Genomic DNA, 18,841 nt, shown 5'->3' with positions numbered 1-18,841 from the left:
GACACAACACGAAACCAGGAGGAGGGCAAAGATGATCGGGATGAGGGAATCGATCCACGAACGTTACGGCGCGGAGCTGTCGGCGCTGGACAGGACGGCGTTCGAGGAGTTCGTGACCGCGAAGACGGCGGAGCTGGAACAGCAGATCGACCAACTCGCCCAGGAGAATCGGATCGAGCTAACGCGGCGGTGGGAGAGCGAGAACTCTCGCCAGATCGGCTACCTGGACCAGGTGCAGGTCAATCAACAGGCCCAGCAGAGCGCCTACGAAACAGTGATGGGCCAGCTCTGGGAGGGCGTAGAGACGACGGACCAGGCAGGGTCGGTCGAGACGACGCCAGCGATGCAGCGATGGGATACCCCCGAAGCGACAGCGCCGACGCCGGAGATCGAGGACCTCGTAGGGACGGTGTGGCCGAGCCAGTCTCGCGAGACACGGTTCCGAGTACTAGCGGGCGATCTGCTGCAAGCGCGCGACGAGGACAACCTGCCGCTGCCGACGACCCCGGACGATCCGCTCGCAATCGAACTGGGGGCGCTCCTGACAGTCCGCGTCGAGGAAATCGCGGCCGCGGTCGACGAGTAGCAGCCGCAGCGGTCCCAGACGATCAACTCTCCCTGTTCGACTCCCTCGACGACTTCCGCCAGCCTGTCGACCCTGCTGTCGTCGACCCCGGCGGAACCGACCTTCCGGCCACCGGCGCCGAGATCGGACTACTGCCCAAGGTCTCGCAGGAGGAGATGGGTGTACCGATCCACAAGTTGGCGACGATCAGAACGGTCGAGGCCCTTCGGCCTGACGGATCGCGCGTGTGGATTCCCGCACCGAATGTCGTTGCCGGGCTGGAACCGGACCCAGAGGAAGTCCCAACCGACACGTGCAGTGCATGCGGAGCCCATGTCGCTGAACCGCACGCTCCAGATTGCCCGCAGGCCGTCGACGAGGTCGACAACCATGCACCAACGGCTTATGTGCCACCACGGGACTACAGCCCCGACGGCACGGTCACCGTGCCCTCGGGGGAAAAGGCCAGGGTTCGCGCAAACCTCGCGGCGCTGCAAGTCTTGTCAACCCTCGACGACGAGAACCGATACGCCACCTCTATCGAGCAAGAGGTGCTCGCCGCCTGGTCGGGGTGGGGGGGATGCCCAACAGTCTTCGACGTCCAGCGGGACGAGTGGGCGCCCGAGCGCGATGCTGTTCGAGCCGTTCTGAACGACGCCGAATACGACGCGGCCAAGAGATCGACTCTCAACGCCCACTACACCGACCCTGCGATCGCCCGTGTGATGTGGGACGCCTTGGTCGAGGCAGGTTTTCAGGGCGGTCGAGTACTCGAACCAGGTTGCGGCTCCGGAAACTTCGTCGGTCTCGCCCCCGATTCGGCGACGATGGTGGGTGTCGAGTTGGATCCCACTTCGGCGCGTATCGCGCACTACCTTTACCCCTCCGCGCAGATTCGCAATGAAGGATTCGAGCGGACGAGGGTCGGCGACGGTTCGTTTGTTGCCGCGATCGGAAACGTGCCGTTCGGCGACTTCTCGCGGGTCGATCCGGTGCACAACCCGGGCGGGCACAATATCCACAATCACTTCATCCTGAAATCGCTTCACCTGACTGCGCCCGGTGGCTATGTAGCCGTTATTTCCAGTTCCTACACCCTCGACGCGGCTGACACTGCTGCGAGGCTGGAGATGCATGACGCAGCCGAACTCGTCGGTGCGTTTCGGTTGCCGTCGCGTGCATTCCAGCGCGTGGCCGCCACCCAGGTTGTTACCGATGTGCTCGTCTTTCGGCGGCGCCAGGAGTCAGAGACGATTCCGCACCCGTCGACGGTGGATTGGATTCACACCCAGCAGGTGCCGGCTCCCGACCGCAACGGGGAGGAGACCACGCTCAAGCTGAACAGCTACTTCGCAAATCACCCGGATCACGTCCTCGGCGATATCGTCGCCGACCACGGGCTGTACCGAGACGCGGTGCTCACCGTGCGGTCCAGCGATCTTGCGGCAGTACCTGACAGCCTGCGGCAGACACTAATCCCGGTTGTCGCCGCGGCGCGGGACCGCGGCGCGGGCCTTGTCGCGCGCCACCGAGATCGCGCACAACTCGATGGACACTCGGGCCTGGCGACCGCACGAGAACTGTATGCAGGGACCGAGCCCATCGGGCGGGTCACGTTCGACGACGCAACCGACACGTTCTACCGACGCGGACTCGATGGTGAGCCGGAGGCCATGAAGGTGTTCCGCAGCCGCGTGACCGAAACAAAGCATCTGTTGAGGCTCCGCGATCTTGCCGAGGCAGCGATCGCGAGCCAGCGCGGCGGCGCATCGCCCGCAGACCGCGACAGTATTCGACGAGACCTCAACAAGGTGTACGACTCGTACATCGCCCACTACGGGCCCGTCAACCGAGTCAAACTGACCGGTGGGAAGGAGCGTTCACAGGCCGATGGTCAGCGCCGGTTCGAGGAACTCGAAGCGAAATGGCGATACACCGAGCGCGACCAGGAGACCGGGCGGCCGTACGACGGGCAGCTCCCGGATGACGTTCACGACGAACTCGCAGAGTCGGCGTGGACAGCCAGTCCCATCGTGCGCCGACAGACGCACCTCGAAGCCGTTCGGTCCGACCCCGCCATGGCAATGGTGCTGGCGCTCGAACACTGGGACGACGAGACTGCCACAGCAACGAAGTCCGCGATCTTCTCGCGGGACGTCGTTGTCTCGCCACGACTGATCGCGTCAGCCCAATCCCCGGACGAAGCGGTTGCGATCAGCGTCGGCGAAAGAGGAGAGGTACAGCTCGACCGCATCGCCGAACTCCTGAACACCACACCAGGTGAAGCACGCGAGCAGATTCGCGGGCTAGTGTTCCCCGACCCCGATCATCCACAACACCAGTTGCTGCCGCGCTCGACCATGCTCTCCGGCCATGTTCTGTCGAAGGCCGACCGCGCGGCGGAGATGATCGCCGCCGAGCCGGCCAACCCGGATTGGCAGGAACTGCATGCCGCGCTACTCGAGGTCGTGCCGACCCAAAAGACACCAAGCCAGATCGGCGAAGTCAGTCCCGGCGCCACCTGGGTGACCGACGATGACTACGCACAGTTTGCGAGAGAAACATTCGGGGTGGCGGAGGTGAAAATCGAGCGGTCGACGGCGGCCGCCGGATGGATCGTCAATGCCGGTCAAGCCGGTCGCTTCGGGACACTGTGCCGTACCGAGTACGGGTTCGATCTGCGTGGCAAATCGCGGGATGCGATCGAGTTGTACGAAACTCTGCTCAATCAGAGGCCCCTTGTCGTCCGCAACACCCCGAAGGAACGGGAAGACGGCGCACCCGAGATCGACACCCAGGCAACCGCGATGGCGCAGGTGCAAGGACGCAAGATCGTCGGTGAGTTCCAAAGCTGGCTCTGGCGGGACGACGAACGGCGGACGCGGCTTCTCGCCGAGTGGAATCGCCGGTTCAACGCATGGGTCGCACCGACACACGACGGGAAGTACCTGCAACTCCCCGGCCTCTCTCCAGCGTTTTCACCGCATCCATACCAGCGCGACGCCGTTGCGCGGATTGCCGCCGAGCCGACCGTACTTCTCGACCACGTCGTCGGTGCCGGTAAGACCGGAACGATGTTCATGGCAGCCATGGAGTTGAAGCGGCGCGGCCTGGTCAACCAGCCCTGGCTAGTGGTGCCCACACATCTGATCGAGCAATTCGGCCGAGAGGTCAAGCAGTGGTATCCGGCCGCGCAAGCACTCGTCGGTCGCAAAGGCATGGATGACGCCGACCGGCGGATGTTCGTCGCTCAGACTGCGACGAGCAACTGGGACATGGTCATCGTTCCCAGCAGTGTGTTCGAGCTGATCAACGTCGCACCAGAGCGCCAGGAACGGTACATCCAGACTCAGCTCGACGAGGTGGAAGCCGAGTTGCTCGCGTCACGCTCGCCGGGATCACAGATGAGCGATCGCACGGTGAAGTCCATCGAACGCGCGAAAGTCAAACTCGAATCGCGGCTCGAAAAGCTCACTAACGCGGCAAAGAAGGATGCGGGTGGCGTCACATTCGAGCAATCCGGCGCGGACTACCTGTTTGTCGACGAAGCGCACGAGTACAAGAACAAGGCACGGCTGTGCGCGGTCGAGTCGCTCGCACACACCGGTTCCCAGAAAGCCGAGGATCTATCGCTGAAGTTGCAGCTCCTCCGCGAGTACGCCCAGGAACAGGCGCGGGAGCAGGAAGCGTATCTCGTGCCCGGCCAGGAACGGGTAGCGACTTTCGCGACCGGGACACCGATCGCGAATTCCTTGGCAGAAGCGTGGGTGATGCAGCAGTACCTACGGCCAGACGTGCTCGATGTCGCTGGCGTCCGGTCGGTGACGGACTGGGCGGCCTCGTTCACCACGACACGATCGGAGACCGTCACGAACACCACCGGCACCAAGCTCAAAGTCGTGACGAAGGTCGCCGCGTTCCAGAACCCGCGCGAAATGTTCGCACTGTCGGCGCAGTACACCGACGTTGTCATCCGGGCACAGGTTCCGGCGCAGTTGCCTGTACATGGCGGGCGGCAAATTGTCACGACCCCGGCGAGCCAGTCGCTTCGCGACTTCACCGCAGACCTCGAATACCGACTCGACCATGCGAACCCGCGACGTCCCGACCTCGACAATGTGCTGAAGGTGTTGTCGGACGGTCGAAACGCCTCCATGGATCCTCGGCTAGCGAACCTGGACCCACCGGACGTCGCCTTCTCGCGCGTTCACGCCGTGGCGGCGAAGGTCGCCGAGGTCTACCACGCGAACGCACAGAACACCTATCTCACAGCGACGGGCGACGAGTCGACGATCACCGGGGCGTTGCAGTTGGTGTTCTGCGACCGGGGGACGCCTCGGCGCGGACGTTGGTCGATGTACGAAGGCATGCGCCAGGCCATGGTGGACCTCGGTGTCCCCGAGGAGCAGATCGCGTTCATTCACGACGCGCACACCGCCGCGAAGAAGGCAGCGTTGCAGGCCGCGTGCGTATCGGGCCGAATCGCCGTCCTGCTGGGATCGACACCCAAGATGGGGACCGGGATGAATGTCCAGCCGCGACTCGTTGCCCTGCATCACGTCGACGTTCCGTGGCGGCCGGCCGATCTCGAACAGAGGGAAGGCCGCATCATCCGGCAAGGAAACCAGAACCGGGACATCCAGATATTCACCTACGTGACCGAGGCGACGACCGACACCGTGATGTGGGCGAAGGTGGAGTCGAAGGCGGCGTTTATCGAGCAAGCCAAGAACGGGCAACTCGACGCAACCATCACCAGTGTCGAAGACATCGCGGATGAATCGCTCACCGAGGCAGCGGCAGCGACGAAGGCCGCGGCGACGGGTGACGAGCGGTTCATCGCCCTTGTGGAGAGCGAAGAGAAGCTCAAAGAACTACGCGCGCTCGACGCCGCCCATCGTGAATCCCGGTGGACAGCGCAGGCGAAAGTAGGCGAGGCCGATCGGATGATTCCACGTTTGGAACACGAGATCGACGTCCTGACACAGCTCCTCGAACGCCACGAGCATTGGCGCGAGTCTGGGAAGCCGTTCACCGTGGGGGGACGATCCTTCCTTGAGCGGCCCGACCGCTCGGCCGCGTTGCTCGACACCGCGCGGGCAACGTACGCCGAACTCAAAGGTCTGGGTCTGACCAAGAGCGCGGTCATCGCAACCTTCCCCGGCGGTGTCGACGTGCGGATGAGCCGCAGCCTCACCGACGACAGCGCGCAGCTATGGCTCGATGTGCCGGGAGAGCCAGGGGTGTCGATCAGCCGCGAGGCGCTCTATCCCGACGCGCATCGCACCGGGGGAGAATCCAACATCGCCAGCACACGGTCAGGTTTCGCCACCAGAATCGAGAACCTCTACGACAAGCTGCCGTCTCGTGTGCCAAGGGCGTACGCCGAGATCGACAACTGGCGCGAGATCGTCGACAGCTACTCCGCGAAGATTGACGAACCCTTCGCCGCCGCCGATCAACTCGCGGCGTTGGAAGTCTCGGTGCTGGAGTTGCGTCGCGAAATCGGCGATCGACAGAACACGCCGGAAGCGATCGCGGCCCGCGTGGCCGCCGAGGAACGCATGCACGCGGCGGGGCGGACACATGGCTGGAGTCTGCTCCTGAATCCGACGAAGAAGATGGTCGAGGAATCGACGTTCGACGACGCGAACGAGTTCGTCGCGGCCACACAGCGTATGCACGCTTACCGTGCGCGCGCGTACGCGCGCGACCACGATGAGAACAGGCGCGAGGGAGGCAAGAACGGCTTCTCAGGCCCGGCCGGCGGCGGAGGGTACGACCCGCCTCATCGCGACAGCAGTCGCGACCAGGACAACGATGGCGGGATCGCACGATAGCGCCTACGGGTTAACCGCCTATGGGTTAACCCCAGTTAACGCCCTCAACTACAGCGATGCCCCCGCCAACGTGATTGGCGGGGGCATCGCGTTGCTTTTGGAGCGGGACGACCGCCCGCGACCCAACTACTCGGCGTCGATCCCTCCGGCGGCACGAGTAGATGCGGGGACGCCGACCGATGCGGGGACGCGGACGGTGGCGTGCTCCGAGACGGTGGCTGATGCCGTCGCCCGACGAGTTGTTGCAGCACGCCGTTTCGGTGCTGGTGCGCCTCCGAGCCCCGGCACCGACAACGGTTTGATGCCGGCCTTTTTCAAGACGTGCGCGGTATAGCCAAATTTCGCGACCTCTGCGATAGCCGCCTCATGTTCTGCGTGCGCGACTGCGAGGTCGTCGAGCAGCTTCTGAACCCCTTCGTAAGACGTAAGCACGCGATCCACCGCTCGTTCACGTTCGGAGGCGTTGTCTAGGAGCGCATTACGCGCTGCATCACGATCGAACTCGGACATTGGAACCCCTTCGGTTGCCGTTTCTTCTCCAACGGGTCTAGCCACCCGTCCTGCCTAGTCTCTCACAGCGGTCATCGGCAGTTGCCTGTTCAGGTTGCCGCCGGAGGCGGCGAAATCCCGCCCGTGCCTTGAGCGACCGGGCGTACCCACGCGAAGCGGGGGAGCAAGATATGTTTTAGCTATGCTAAAACGAGATTCGAACCGCTCGGTGCGGTAGTCTCGAATCTGGCGCGCGCTAGGGGCGCTCGTACTTGAGGGGGCCGCCCTGCGGGCTGGCGGATGGCCGAGGAGTTGAAGAGCATTGGCACAACTGGTTCCCAACGACGACACCGGCCGGAAGGACGCTGCCCAGTCGAGGGCAAGCGTGAGGCGGAAGCGGCGCGAGAATGTCGGCGGCGGTCGCACACGCCAGATTCAGGTGAAGCTGACCGACCAGGAGGAGCAGCTACTGCGGATGCGGGCGACGGCGGAACGCGTGTCGGTACAACGATTGCTGCTCGCCTGCACGCTCGATCCGGAGTGGCGCGCCGACGATGAAGAGTCCGTGGCGCCCCGTACATCGCGGCGGGATGAGGCCATCGCGGCCCTGGCGGCGGCGGGAGAGCTACGAAATCTGCTGGCGGCGATCGGGAACAACATCAATCAGATCGCCGCGCATGTGAACGCAACCGACGATCTGGCGGAGGACGTCGTTCCCGCGCTTGATGCCGCGCGCCGCGCGTGCGACGCGGTGACGACGCGAATGCGTGCAGTCGCGGTGCCGCGCGGTGCCGCGGCGAGATGAGAGGGAAGATCACGAGAGGGTCGCACATGGCTGGACTGATCTACTACCTACAAGGACCGGGCAAGCACAACGAGCACACCTCGCCACATGTCGTCGCTGGGTCGGGCCCGTTGGATCGGTTCACTTGGCCGGCTCCAGACGGCGGGGTCCAGATCCTCACGCGCGTCGACGCCGCGACCATTTCGGCGGAGTTGGACGAACCGCATCAGATCCACGGCACGGCGGTGCCGTGGATCGATCCAGGGAAGAAGCGCGCCGCGCTCGAACAGGCCGCGAACATGTTGCCGGGAATGGCGACGAAGGCGGAAAAGGAGCGGTGGGCGCGCGATCAGGCGAGGGTGGCCGATGCAAACGTGTGGCAGTGTGCGCTGTCTCTGCATTCGGCCGAGGGAGTCCTCAGCGATGAACAGTGGTCAGCGATCGCACGCGATTTCATGCGTGAAATGGGGTTCGACACGGAATCGGATGCGCCGGCCCGGTGGGTCGCCATCCGACACGGCCTGTCGTCGAACGGTAACGATCACATTCATGTGGCGGCGTCGTTGGTGCGTGAGGACGGCAGCTTGGTGAATCTGTGGCCGAAAGACCCAGCCACCGGCAAAGCGGTCGGCGACGGTCCGCGATCGTCACTCGCGATACAGGCGCTGGAGCGCAAGTACGGGCTGAGAATCGATCGCGACGAAGGCGCCACCAATCCTTCGTATCACCATGCGGAAGTCAGCACCGCTGAGCGAGATCACGGACGCAGCGAGCCGGTCCGCGCCGAGCTGATGCGCCGTGTGCGCGCGTACAGCACGGCGGCCGACAGCGAGGCTGCGTTCGTCGAGCGGCTCGCAACCGACTCAAGGCTGGTGTTACGGCCACGCTTCGAGGACGGACAGGTGAAGGGCTATTCGGTCGCCCTTGTTCCGTCCGGCACAACGCGGACAGAGCACATCGCCGCAGGGGCGCCTGTCTGGTACAGCGGGACGAGTCTTGGTCGCGACCTCAGTCTCGGCGAGTTGCGGCGTAGTTGGGGCGAGAGCGTCGAGGGGATCGCGACGGCACGGCGACGGTGGCGCGCGGTCGCCGACAACCCCGAGAGAGCCGCGCGGGAGTTCGCGGACGCTCCGGTTGGCGGCGCGGGCAGCGTGGACGCTGCCGCTTCGTCCTCGGCGAAACTGCCCTATCAGCGGCCGGTCTCCTCAACTGCCCCGAATCCCGGTCGGGAGGTGCGGGACCCGCGTTTGGATCGTGCCCGGACGGATCTGGCGGGCTGGACGAGCTATGTGCGGGCGCTCCCAGCGGGCGATCCCGAACAGCTTGGTCGAGCAACGGCGATGACAGCGGGAGTCTTCGCGGCCTGGAGCATTCAGGTAGAGGACACGACGCCGGGACCGCTGTCCCGCGCGTGCAATGTGTTGTCTCGATCGGCGACGCGCAAGTACTCCGGCCCTCGGCCACGTGCTCGTCGCAATGCATCACCGTCGGCCGCGACCGCCATCCTTTTGCTGACCTCCACTCATGTGGACGAGGCGATCGTGTGGACCGTCCTCATGCAACAAATTCTCGCTGCGGTCGACGCGCTCGCTGAGGCACATGCTGCAAGTGACCGTGCGGCCACCGCCGCTCGCCTCACGTCACTGCGAGCGGAGATGGTCGATGAACTACGACAGCGTGTTGGGGCGACGGCGGTTCCGGCGGAGGCTTCCCGTCGCTGGCACGGCGACGTCGACGTCACGCCTGTGAGAGCGGAGCAATCGTCGGCTGGCCCTGTCACTCCGGACGAGATTCTGCATCCGAAGTCCAAGTCGAAGCATGGAACTGCGGCCAAGCTTCCCTACCGGCGGCCCGAAGGACCGCGGACCGATGGTCATGAGCGATGAGGGAGGGGCCGTGAGCGCTGGGCAGATCGAGGTGGGGGACGTGGTGACTACCCGCGTGAGCGCTGGGGTGTGGCAGGTGGTTCATGTCGCGCATGGTCAGGTGTGGCTCCAGCACGTGGACGACGAACGTCGTCTCACCGTTCCTATCGGGACCGTGAAGCTGCGGCACAAGGCCACGTTGAGCGCGCGACATGTCGAGCCCGCCGGAGATGACGAGTCGCCGTCGCTTTTTACGCTCGACGGCGACTCATAAGGCGCGACTAGTTCAGCCGCGCGGAACGTAGGTGGCGGCAACCGCCACCATCAAGACGAGCAGACCAATGGTGGCGATGAGAAGGCTGTCGAGCGCGAGCGTTCGCCCACGCGCGATCCACGTCGCCCGCTGGCTCGGCGTGCAGCGGATCAGGACGCCGAAGGCCAAAGCTCCCACCGCCCATATGGTGGCGCTGGTCGAGAGCATCGCGACCGTCCACCGTCCATAGCCCACCACGCGCTCGAGAACCCGCAGCGGCGGTTCGTCGAACTCCGCCGCCGCACCCATCGATACCAACCAGTCGCCGGGGAAGAACCACAGCGCGAGCGACGTCAGAACCGCGAGCACAATCGCGCCGATGCTCACCGCGTAGAAGACGCTGGTGCGCCGATGGACCTCGTCTCGTGCCGCACGCCCCGCGAGGCGGCGAACGTGGCGGTCGGTGAGCTGCCCCGGGCGGCGTGTCAACTCTTCGTCCACCCAGCCCGATGCGCGGTGGAACGCCGCCGCGCGCTCGTGCACGGACGCGGAATGCCGAGCGAACACGCCCTCTTGCACCTGGCGAATCAATCCCGGTACCTCGCTGCTGTCGGCGGTAAGCAGTGTGACCATCTCTGTTCCTTTCGGCTCGTCTGGAGGGGGCGCGCTCTGTCCGCGGTGCTGAATACGACCTGCGGCGATCAGGGCTGACCTGCTTGGCAGGCCGGTTGGAACGCTGCTTGCGGTGCCCAACCAAGCATGCCGGTCGCGTCTTGCATCAGAGTCCAGAACTGTGATGTGCATGTCGACACGGTGACCCCATCACCGCCGACAGCGACGAGGTCCGCCAGGTAGCCGATCGGGACGAACTCGTTCGCCGGGCCGGAAACGACGTCGCCGGCCAGTGCTGGCCGGTCACGGAGGACCGTTCCGTCGGCGACCGCCTGGACATGTGCCGCCGGTTTGAGGTGGGGGAACTTGTCGGCGCTGGAACCAACCGGGGTCCATACGTAGGACGAGCCGCACAGAAGGTAGGAGGTCGCGCCCGGTGCGGGCGCGCACGTCACGTTATCCGCCGACGCGGGTGCGGCCGGGAGGAGGGCGAACGACGTCAAGACTCCGGTAGCTGCCACGGAGAGAGGCATGAAGTTCTTCATTTTTGGGCGATCTCCTCGTCTTTCGGGTGTTGCGGGGTTCATCGGCCGATGCCGCGAAGGTGGTTGTCCGCGCCGTGCGCCGATTCGTGCGGCGTGGTCGGTTGCGCTCCTGACGTTGGCTCCGTCAGAACCCGATGTAGATGTCCCCGCCGCGGCGGTCGATATCGATTTGGGCTGGGCCCATGCCCGGCACTGCGGGCGGTAGGTCGGAACCGCTGTGCCCCCCAGGCGGGTGGGGTGTCGTCGCGTCCAGCAGCAAACGCATGGCCGCTGGTCGGCGAAACTGCTCGCGCGCGAAATGTTGCAGGATCGCCTGTGCGTCTTCGTCGAGTGTGTCGCGCTCCACTCCTCCGACCACTGCGGCGACGACCGGGAGGTACCCTTCCCGCGGTCGCGGCGATTCAAACGCTGTCGCAAACTGCGGCGCCAGGAGACCTCGCAGCCGTTGGCGTAGCGTCTCCACAGATTCCCTGCACTCTTTGCGGTCACTTTCGACCTCGGCGTCACTCCGCATGTATGCGAACGTCGTTCGGTGGTGCTCCAGTTGCCACAGCAACTGGTCCACCGCGAGCAGTTGCTCCGCAACCTCGATCTGCGCGTCGGAGTATTTGCTTGGTTGGTTGGGCATGGCTACCCGTCCTATCTGTCGATTCCTTGGTTGTCTCGCCTGTTCGTGCCGTCGATATCCGGCGCCGCGGTTGCGTCGGATTGTGTGTGGGCCATGGCGTCGCGCGCGGGCGCCTCTGCCCCTGTAGCGGCGAGGATGCTGGATTCTCGCCGCGGGCCCTGCTGAGTTGCCAGGTCGGCGAATCGTCGTAGTGCGTCGGGCCGGAAGCCGCTCCAGTGCTGCCCGTCCGCTGTTTCGACAACTGGGACCTGGAGGTATCCGAGTTCGGACAGGTGCTCGCGTCCTGCGCCGTCCTGGCTCACATCGACGACCGTGTACGGCAGGCCGAGCTTGTCGAGCTGTTTCACCGTCGCCTTGCACTGGTAGCAATTCGGCTTGCTGTAGACGGTGATGACGGGGTTCTCGGGTTCCGGGCGCTCGGTGACGGGAGTGCCGTTAACGGCCGTGAGCGTCGGGGTCGCCGAGGCGATTACCGTTGCACCGGTGAAGGCTTCGACGTCCAGGTCCGCAAGCTGTTCTCGGGCGGCGGTGTCGCGCGCTGCGTCGTCCACCGCGCCAATGACCACGGGCACTGCCCACGATGTGGTTTCCGACCATTCCGCGGTCAGGACCTGCTCGACGGCAGCATCGGCGGCGAGTGCGCGATCTTCGTAGTCTCGAGCAGTCTCCCGCAGGCGTGCGGAGAGAAGACTCGTGACCTCGGCGGCGACGTCGTCGCTCACTCCGTCCTGCTCCGCCGCCGCGATTCGTGCGAGCGCAGCCCGTTCGAGCCGCGTCGTAAGGTCGCGGACGTGGGCCCGAGTCGCGGCAGCCGCCTCGGGCAGATCGCCGGGTGTACCCGAGGCTGGTGGGAGCGGCCTGGTGCCGGTGACTGTCGAAATCGCGCCTGTGCGGTACGCGCGTTTCCGTTCACGGGGGAGCGCCGCTGCGGCTGCGGCGATGACTGCGCGACCTGCGGTCGAAGAGGGGTCGATGTCGCTCGGGATGGTCACTTCGCCGCGAAACGTTCCCGTGACGGTCACGTCGGCGAAGGCGATGGCATCGTCGTCTGCCACTGTCGTATCGGGCTCCAGCCGAGCGACGTACGAGAGTGCGGCGGCGGCGCCGAGGTCACGCTCACGGTCGTCTTTGATGCCGTGGAAGTAGTACATCGTGCGGGCGCGTCGCCCGATGATGGCTATTTGGTCCAGGAGGTCTTCGACGACCTCGCGGACGTCGCTCGGGTTTGTCATGTCGGGTGCCGTTTCTTCTCGAAGGGTTGCAAGCCGGGGCTCAGCGGCCGGGCTCTTGACGCTGGCGGTCGCTGACGGGCTGGCTGAGATCGCGAACGTCGGTGCTCTTGCGCCCGCTCTTGGTGCCTTTGGCGGGGGCGCCGACGGCCGCGCTCGGGGGATGTGCGCTGCTGACGTCCGCGCTCATGCGCGCCTCGATCGCGTCCTCCGACGCAGTGGTGGTAGCTCGGAGGTGTCGCGCACTCGCCTCCCGCCGCTCGACCGAGTCGTAGGCGGGCGGACGCTGCGCCGCCGACGCGAGCGCGGCCTGTATCCGTCCGGGATTGATCGCGGTCACCGTGCTCTCCGCGCGTACGTCGTCGGTACCCACGTCGTCGGCAGCCTTGCGGATCGCCCCGGCGAGGATGCGCCGGATTTCGTCGCGGGTCGCCTCCGCGATCGCGGACAGGCCGTTGGGGTCGACAGGTTCCTGCCCACTTGCATCATCTGCTGCCCGGTCTTCGGCCTCGGCCGCCTCGACGACGGCGGCCGCCATGGCGCGTTCCGCTGGGCGCCACGTGGGAGGTGGCTCCGGGATCTCGCCACCACCGTGGGCAGTCAGGAGCGCTGCGTCCACTGTGACTGGGTGGACATCGAGGTTCTGCTCGTCGCTTTCCTGCTCGTTGCTTGCACCCGGCTCCGGAGCACTCGTTCCCTCGCCCAGGTGGGCAAATTTGGGGCCCCAGTACTCGGCCCAGAACGGACTCCGCGTCGCCCCTTCCCCCGGCTGGCCGTTGTCGCCGCGGCCAGCGGCGGCGACCGGTTCGACCTTCGGTAGCTCGATTCCTTGCTCTTCCAGGTGGCTCTCGATCTTTGCCCGCATCGTCTGCGCGATCCCGGACTCGGTGTGCCATTCCACCGACTGCCGGTAGACGGCTGCGAGCTGCTCTGCGCTGGCTCCAGTGAGGAACTCTTTGTCTTGGTCGGCGCGCAGCAGGTGGTGCTCGGCAATGCGTCGCTGCGCGTCCGACCGGCGACGCGCTTCCATCCGCTCGTCGCGTAGGCGATCACGCTCGCGCCCATCTTCTTCGCGCTTGCGTTGAAGTGCTGTTCTCGCGGCGGCGTCCTGCTCGCTGCGCAGCTGGCGTTCGACGTTGTCGATGTCGGCCTGCTTCGCGCGCTCCGCACGTTCGACCTCTTCTGCCTGCCGACGCTTCACCTGCGCGCGCAGCGCGCCGAGTCGGGCCGCCATCGCGATCCCGACGCGCACCATCTGCCCAACTGTCTGGAACACCTCTCCTTCGGCTTGTCCGTGGTCGTCACTCATCACGCTGTCCTTTCGTCCGTGTTTGTACGGTCAGGTGGGGCGGTGGGCATTCCCTGCAATTCACCGGGCGTCGGCTCGAATAGGCCGGGTGGGATGGGTGCGCACGGCAAGGGAGGAAGCGGGTTGTGCACGTTCTTTCGTGCATCGCACCCGTGGAGCGGGCCGTCCGGGTGAGTGACGGCATTCATGATCGGCAGGAGGCCGTCGCGATGAAACACGAGCGGGCCGACGCCAGGATCGCGACGGTAGGTCTCGAACGCGGTCCAGAGCACTTGCAGCGCTACCACCACAGGTTCGTGCTCGAACCACTGCGCACACCACAGGTGCGTCGTTCCTTGTACGTCTCGGCGATAGACCCTCGCGACGTACTGCTCTACGAACTCACCCAGATTCGAGAAGTACAGCTCCGGTTCCGGGGGGAAGAGGATGTCGCTGATAGCGGTTTCGATGGCGTCTTCGGACGTCTCACGGGTCACCAATTCGTCGAGGCCGCGTTTGACGTCGGATTCGAAGTCCGCCAGTAGCTCGACGGCCTCGAGCGAAGGGGTGATGTGGCTCGTGAGTTTCGCTTTCACGGCCTCGTACACCAGCGCCGTCGCCCCTTTGGCGAGACTCTGCTCGACGAGCGGTCGGAGTGCTTCCGCGATCGACGGCCCTGGCGGCATCATTCCGGGCAGCATGGGATCGGTCACGGCAGCGGCTCCAACGTGAGTGCGCGCCGCTCCGCATCCGCGATGGCCGCTTTCAGCTCGTCGCCGCGGGGCCCCTCATCCCAGGTGTGCGTCTTGAACAGCACCGGCGGACTACCCGCCGCGAAGAGGAGTGCGCGGCCGCGCGGCAGCGCCGCAAGATCGGAGACGTCGAGGATGGCTTCGGTCTGGGTCTGCTGGGACAGTGACCCGCCGCCCTTGTCGCTGTAGCTGCGTGATCCGGATCGGTAGGTGTAGCGGCCACCGAGCTTGACGAGATCGTCCAGAAACCGCGTCGACGCGGTTCCCCCGCCGACGATGCGGATGTTGGCCGAGTCCCAGAGCATGTCCATCTTTTCGCGGCCGAAGGCGTTCACGCCCTGCTCGAAGCTCTGGAAATAGGACTTGAGGCAGATTCCCTGCGAGCCGTAGTACGAGTAGACCTCGGGCAACCGGGGCCAGCGCACCACGTTCGCGCATTCGTCGAGCACTCCGGCCATCGGTAGCGGCAACCGGCCACCGCTTCGTGAGGCGTGTGCTTCGGCCGCGTCGCACACCGCCTGGACGAGCGCGGCGACGATCTGGGCGGCCGATGCGGATCCCGACTCACGCGAGAGGCAGTACAGCGTATTCGGGCCGCGCACGAACTCGTGGACGTCGAGGTGTGGTCGACCGTCGCCCGGATCGGTGATCCATGGCACGACGGTGTCCGTCCCGAAGGACGCCACCCAGTTCGCCGCCGTCTCGTAGACGCCGCCCCGCTGCTTGTCGGGTGCGTGCATCTGTTGATAGACCTGTTCGGCCAGTTCCGGTCGATCATGCTCTCGCAGGATCGCTTCGGCCTCGCTGCATCGCTTGTGGTCGGTCAGCCACTCCAGCACGATGGTGATCGGTTTGTCCGCGCGCGCGCCTGCGATGAGAAGTGCGGTGAGCAGTCGACGGGCGGCTTTGACGAAGAAGTCGGAGCTGCTACCCGACGCGCCCTTGGAGGCACCAGCGGAGAAGACCTCGGTCAGGTTTTCGGCGGTGGCGTCGTCGATCACGTAGGTGAGCGGGTTCCACCACCATGTCGGGCGCTCACCGGCCACTTGCTGGATGTCGAAGACGTACACCGTTCCCATACGTTCCCGAAATGCGCGTGTCGCCTTCAGCAGGTCGTCGTACTTGTTCGTGGTGGCCAGGACGGGGCCGGGGCAGTCCTGGATGGCGGGTATTGCTTGCGTGGAGGTCTTGCCGCGGCGCGGGCCCCACACGTCGACCGAGCACTGCTCCCAGTTCTGCCACAGTCGAGTGCCTCGCACGACTGCCGTTCCGATTCGCAGGCCGGGGGCGACGTCGTCGGCAATCCGCAGCCGCTGCGCGATCGCCCGAGCCCCCTTCTCCGACAGCGGAGCAATCTCTCGTCCGTGCCCCAGCAGGGGAGCTACCGAATCGATCGGTAGTTTCCTGTGTCGCAGTCGCCATCGCGTTACGCCGACCGCCACGCCGGCGAGAATCACCACTTCCACCACCGCTACTGCACTCATCGCCCAGGTCCACGGGACCTTGCCGAGAAGAACTTGCAACGCGACGGAGAACGGGTTCCAACTGGAGGCAGTACCTGCTATCCGCGCCGCGACGGTCACTATCACCGCAAATGCGGCGAGTACCACCACGGCGATGCTGGTCAGTACTAAGCCGGGATCGCCTGTCGACCGGGGTCGGCCGGGCGAGGAACGCTTAGGGCTCGCGAAAGTCATTGTTTTGTACCTCTTTTCAGCTTGTGGTTGGGTAGGTCGCCAACTTCCAGTTGCCGTCCTCTTGGCGGAGTTGTGCGGTTGCGGTGAAGGTGCGGTACGGCGTGGTTCCGCCGTCGCGGTGCATGACGGTCTGCATGACAACCGCGGTGCCGATGGCCTGCCCGTTGGCGCGTGGAATCGACTGCGCCCGTGTGACGACGGCTGTGATGACGTCGCCGCTGCGGTCCCAGGCGCCCCATTCGGTGCTGGCTCGGACTGTGCTCGTGACTTCGGCGGCGGAGAGCGCGTCGCCGGTCAGGAATTGTTTCGCTCGAATCAAGGCGTCCGTGGGTGATCGGTCGGAGCCCGGTTGCCACGAGTAGATGGTCGAAAGTGTCTGGGTAAGGACGCTTTCGGCGCTGCCGCGATCGGGTACGCCGGGGATCACGGTGCCGTAGTCGTCGTCGTGCGTCGGTCCCGTGTCGGTGTTGCTGGTGCCGCACGCGATAGCGGCGACAGCGACCATCGTCAGCGCGAGAAGCTTTGCACCACTGCGTATGTAGGACGAATCTCTGTTGTTCATTGGCTTGTTCGGCGTCCTCTCAGAATCCTGCGGCTTGGAACTGGCGTGCATACTCGAGCACCGCCGTCACGTACGGCGCGGTTTGTGTTGTGTAGTCGCCCCCCGACGGCATTCCCCCGGCGGTGAGCACTGCCCCGACTCCCGCGTTGTACGCCGCGACGTAGAGACCGACAGGTCCCTCCGGGCCGGGGTGTACGGTGCCGGCGTCGATCGCGGCGTCGATCGTGCGGGCGTTCTCGCAGAAGTAGCGCGCCTGGGCCATGGTCGCGTCGCCGATGTCGAACGGGCTGATTTGTCCGTTGCCGTCGTCGTCCTGCCCGTAGGCCGGCCAGGTGTCGTCGATGAACTGGGCCGGACCTTTCGCGTTGGCCGGTGGCGGTGATTGTGCGAACCGGTTGAATTGGCTTTCCTGTTTCTGGTCGCCCGCCAGCAGCGCGGAGCTGATCTGGGGGCACATCGTTCCGGCCCGGCGCAGCCATGGCTCGTACTCCGCGGGGACTCGTCCGGGGGCGAGGTTGTCCACGCCACCACCCATCTGTTGCCCGCAGTTCACCGCACCGGACCGGCTCGGTCCGCCGCCCGGTGGTGCGCTGAAAGCTTCGCTCCCGTTGGGGAATCCGCTCTGGAATGTGGTGACGTGGACGTGGTCCATGTGGTTGGCGGTATCGCCACCGCGATCTTCCATCGGGCTGGCTTCCCCGCCGGGGGTGTAGTAAGTCTGCCGCCAGATCGTGTACTCGACGCCGAACGTCTCGGCGTTGTTGAGTACGTAGTCGTTGATCTGGGTGCCGAGTTCCACACCCTCGCCCGAGGAGTAGTTGGGGATCATGATGTCGACGGCGCGACCGTCGGGGTGGTCGTTGTAGCCGCCGCCGTCGGGTCGCCACCCGCCGATTGTCTGGAGCTGCGGAAACTTCGACAGCACCGCGCGAGCGACGCGGATGCTGGCTACCTGTAGGTGTTCTTCGCTGCCGACCGAGGCCGGGAGAGGGGGAAGTGACCCGCCCGGCGTGACGGCGGCCGCCAGATCGGCATTCGGGGCCGGTGCGGCGGACGTCGATTGTTCGCCCGGCGTTGTCGCTTCGCCCGGCTCGGGTGCGGCCTCGACGATCGGCTTCGGGTCCGTCGAGGTGCCGCCGTGGAAGTCTCGGTGACCCCCGATCCAATACTCGAAATGCAGGTGCGCCCCGGTCGACTCACCGTTGGAGCCGACTTCCGCGATCTGCTGGCCCGCCAGCACCTGGTCGCCCGTTTTCACGAACTTCGTTGCGTCCCACATGTGTCCGTAGACGGTCGACACTATCTGCCCGTCCAAGTTATGGTCGATCACGATCCACTGGCCGAACCCGCCGGCGCCGCCGGCCGCTATGACAACGCCGGGTGCGTACGCGTAGATCGGAGTTCCGTCATCTGCGGCGAGGTCCACGCCTTCGTGCATCGCCGTTTCACCGGTCAGCGGGTCCGTCCTGCTGCCGTAGCCGCTCGTGAATTCGAATGTGCCCGTCCGCATCGGCTTGCTGACGCCCGTGGCACGACCAGGCGACGGACGGCTGGAGCTGCCGGTGTCGCAGTTCGAGCGAGCCGCTTCCTCTTCGGCCGCACCGCATGATGCGACCATCAAGAATATTCCGAGGATGACGGCGAAGAACATCGCCAGCACACCCAACAAGCTCCCTTTGGCCTGCTCCATTGCCGTCTCTTCTCCGGGGGGCAAGGTGGCCCCAGTCCCCCT

The 18,841-nt window shown here is 65.5% G+C and carries 14 protein-coding genes and 1 pseudogene; 5 read left to right on the top strand and 10 right to left on the bottom strand.

Annotated elements, in window-relative coordinates; translation table 11 throughout:
• The first annotated feature begins 31 nt into the window (after positions 1–31).
• Together FOS14_RS24825 and FOS14_RS19580 are read left to right on the top strand one after the other, a co-directional pair.
• Positions 32–586, top strand: coding sequence for a hypothetical protein (locus FOS14_RS24825; RefSeq protein ID WP_185981849.1), 555 nt, complete (start codon positions 32–34; stop codon positions 584–586).
• Between the two features lie 224 nt (positions 587–810).
• Positions 811–6,405, top strand: a complete 5,595-nt coding sequence (locus FOS14_RS19580) for a DEAD/DEAH box helicase family protein (protein ID WP_221936741.1) — start codon at positions 811–813, stop codon at positions 6,403–6,405.
• 126 nt (positions 6,406–6,531) lie between these two features.
• Here the strand turns inward: FOS14_RS19580 and FOS14_RS19575 are convergent, their stop codons facing one another.
• A complete protein-coding gene (locus tag FOS14_RS19575) occupies positions 6,532–6,915 on the bottom strand; it encodes a hypothetical protein (protein ID WP_143772511.1) in 384 nt (127 codons plus the stop codon).
• Between the two features lie 418 nt (positions 6,916–7,333).
• Between FOS14_RS19575 and mobC the strand changes: the two genes are divergently transcribed.
• The 3 genes from mobC to FOS14_RS19560 are packed head-to-tail and all read left to right on the top strand — an operon-like array spanning position 7,334 to position 9,817.
• A complete protein-coding gene (mobC, locus tag FOS14_RS19570; RefSeq protein ID WP_143772510.1) occupies positions 7,334–7,699 on the top strand; it encodes a plasmid mobilization relaxosome protein MobC in 366 nt (121 codons plus the stop codon).
• Between the two features lie 26 nt (positions 7,700–7,725).
• Positions 7,726–9,564 carry a hypothetical protein gene (locus FOS14_RS19565; RefSeq protein ID WP_143772509.1) on the top strand — a complete coding sequence of 613 codons (1,839 nt, stop codon included), beginning with the start codon at positions 7,726–7,728 and terminating at the stop codon, positions 9,562–9,564.
• A 10-nt stretch (positions 9,565–9,574) separates the two neighbouring features.
• Entirely contained in the window at positions 9,575–9,817 is a 243-nt protein-coding gene (locus FOS14_RS19560; RefSeq protein WP_143772508.1) for a hypothetical protein, read from the top strand.
• 12 nt (positions 9,818–9,829) lie between these two features.
• Here the strand turns inward: FOS14_RS19560 and FOS14_RS19555 are convergent, their stop codons facing one another.
• The 9 genes and pseudogenes from FOS14_RS19555 to FOS14_RS19515 all read right to left on the bottom strand — a co-directional run bounded on the left by FOS14_RS19555 (position 9,830) and on the right by FOS14_RS19515 (position 18,799).
• Entirely contained in the window at positions 9,830–10,429 is a 600-nt protein-coding gene (locus FOS14_RS19555; RefSeq protein ID WP_143772507.1) for a hypothetical protein, read from the bottom strand.
• A 68-nt stretch (positions 10,430–10,497) separates the two neighbouring features.
• Positions 10,498–10,941, bottom strand: a complete 444-nt coding sequence (locus FOS14_RS19550; RefSeq protein WP_185981847.1) for a hypothetical protein — start codon at positions 10,939–10,941, stop codon at positions 10,498–10,500.
• 136 nt (positions 10,942–11,077) lie between these two features.
• Positions 11,078–11,581 (bottom strand): hypothetical protein, encoded by a 504-nt coding sequence (locus FOS14_RS19545; protein WP_143772505.1) that lies wholly within the window; start codon positions 11,579–11,581, stop codon positions 11,078–11,080.
• 167 nt (positions 11,582–11,748) lie between these two features.
• A pseudogene (gene nrdH / locus FOS14_RS25315) lies at positions 11,749–11,973 on the bottom strand (glutaredoxin-like protein NrdH); the annotation flags it as partial.
• Positions 11,974–12,853: 880 nt separating this feature from the next.
• A complete protein-coding gene (locus FOS14_RS19535; RefSeq protein ID WP_143772504.1) occupies positions 12,854–14,119 on the bottom strand; it encodes a hypothetical protein in 1,266 nt (421 codons plus the stop codon).
• On the bottom strand, positions 14,119–14,811 hold the full coding sequence (locus tag FOS14_RS19530; protein WP_143772503.1) for a DUF4913 domain-containing protein: 693 nt from the start codon (positions 14,809–14,811) through the stop codon (positions 14,119–14,121). The genes FOS14_RS19535 and FOS14_RS19530 overlap by 1 nt, the downstream gene beginning before the upstream one ends.
• Positions 14,808–16,547 (bottom strand): type IV secretory system conjugative DNA transfer family protein, encoded by a 1,740-nt coding sequence (locus FOS14_RS19525; protein ID WP_143772502.1) that lies wholly within the window; start codon positions 16,545–16,547, stop codon positions 14,808–14,810. The genes FOS14_RS19530 and FOS14_RS19525 overlap by 4 nt, the downstream gene beginning before the upstream one ends.
• Before the next feature lie 16 nt (positions 16,548–16,563).
• Positions 16,564–17,109: a hypothetical protein gene (locus FOS14_RS19520; RefSeq protein ID WP_143772501.1), complete on the bottom strand. Its 546-nt coding sequence runs from the start codon at positions 17,107–17,109 to the stop codon at positions 16,564–16,566.
• A 19-nt stretch (positions 17,110–17,128) separates the two neighbouring features.
• Positions 17,129–18,799: a peptidoglycan DD-metalloendopeptidase family protein gene (locus tag FOS14_RS19515; protein ID WP_143772500.1), complete on the bottom strand. Its 1,671-nt coding sequence runs from the start codon at positions 18,797–18,799 to the stop codon at positions 17,129–17,131.
• Positions 18,800–18,841: the final 42 nt, after the last annotated feature.

This window comes from Skermania sp. ID1734, assembly GCF_007489285.1.
Taxonomy (GTDB): Bacteria; Actinomycetota; Actinomycetes; order Mycobacteriales; family Mycobacteriaceae; genus ID1734.
This window is presented reverse-complemented; position numbering and strand designations above follow the sequence as displayed.

Coding starts and splice junctions, on each gene's coding strand:
- FOS14_RS24825 (WP_185981849.1), top strand. CDS start 32: ATGATCGGGATGAGGGAATCGATCCACGAACGTTACGGCGCGGAGCTG.
- FOS14_RS19575 (WP_143772511.1), bottom strand. CDS start 6,915: ATGTCCGAGTTCGATCGTGATGCAGCGCGTAATGCGCTCCTAGACAAC.
- FOS14_RS19565 (WP_143772509.1), top strand. CDS start 7,726: ATGGCTGGACTGATCTACTACCTACAAGGACCGGGCAAGCACAACGAG.
- FOS14_RS19555 (WP_143772507.1), bottom strand. CDS start 10,429: ATGGTCACACTGCTTACCGCCGACAGCAGCGAGGTACCGGGATTGATT.
- FOS14_RS19550 (WP_185981847.1), bottom strand. CDS start 10,941: ATGCCTCTCTCCGTGGCAGCTACCGGAGTCTTGACGTCGTTCGCCCTC.
- FOS14_RS19545 (WP_143772505.1), bottom strand. CDS start 11,581: ATGCCCAACCAACCAAGCAAATACTCCGACGCGCAGATCGAGGTTGCG.
- FOS14_RS19535 (WP_143772504.1), bottom strand. CDS start 14,119: ATGAGTGACGACCACGGACAAGCCGAAGGAGAGGTGTTCCAGACAGTT.
- FOS14_RS19525 (WP_143772502.1), bottom strand. CDS start 16,547: ATGACTTTCGCGAGCCCTAAGCGTTCCTCGCCCGGCCGACCCCGGTCG.
- FOS14_RS19520 (WP_143772501.1), bottom strand. CDS start 17,109: ATGAACAACAGAGATTCGTCCTACATACGCAGTGGTGCAAAGCTTCTC.
- FOS14_RS19515 (WP_143772500.1), bottom strand. CDS start 18,799: ATGGAGCAGGCCAAAGGGAGCTTGTTGGGTGTGCTGGCGATGTTCTTC.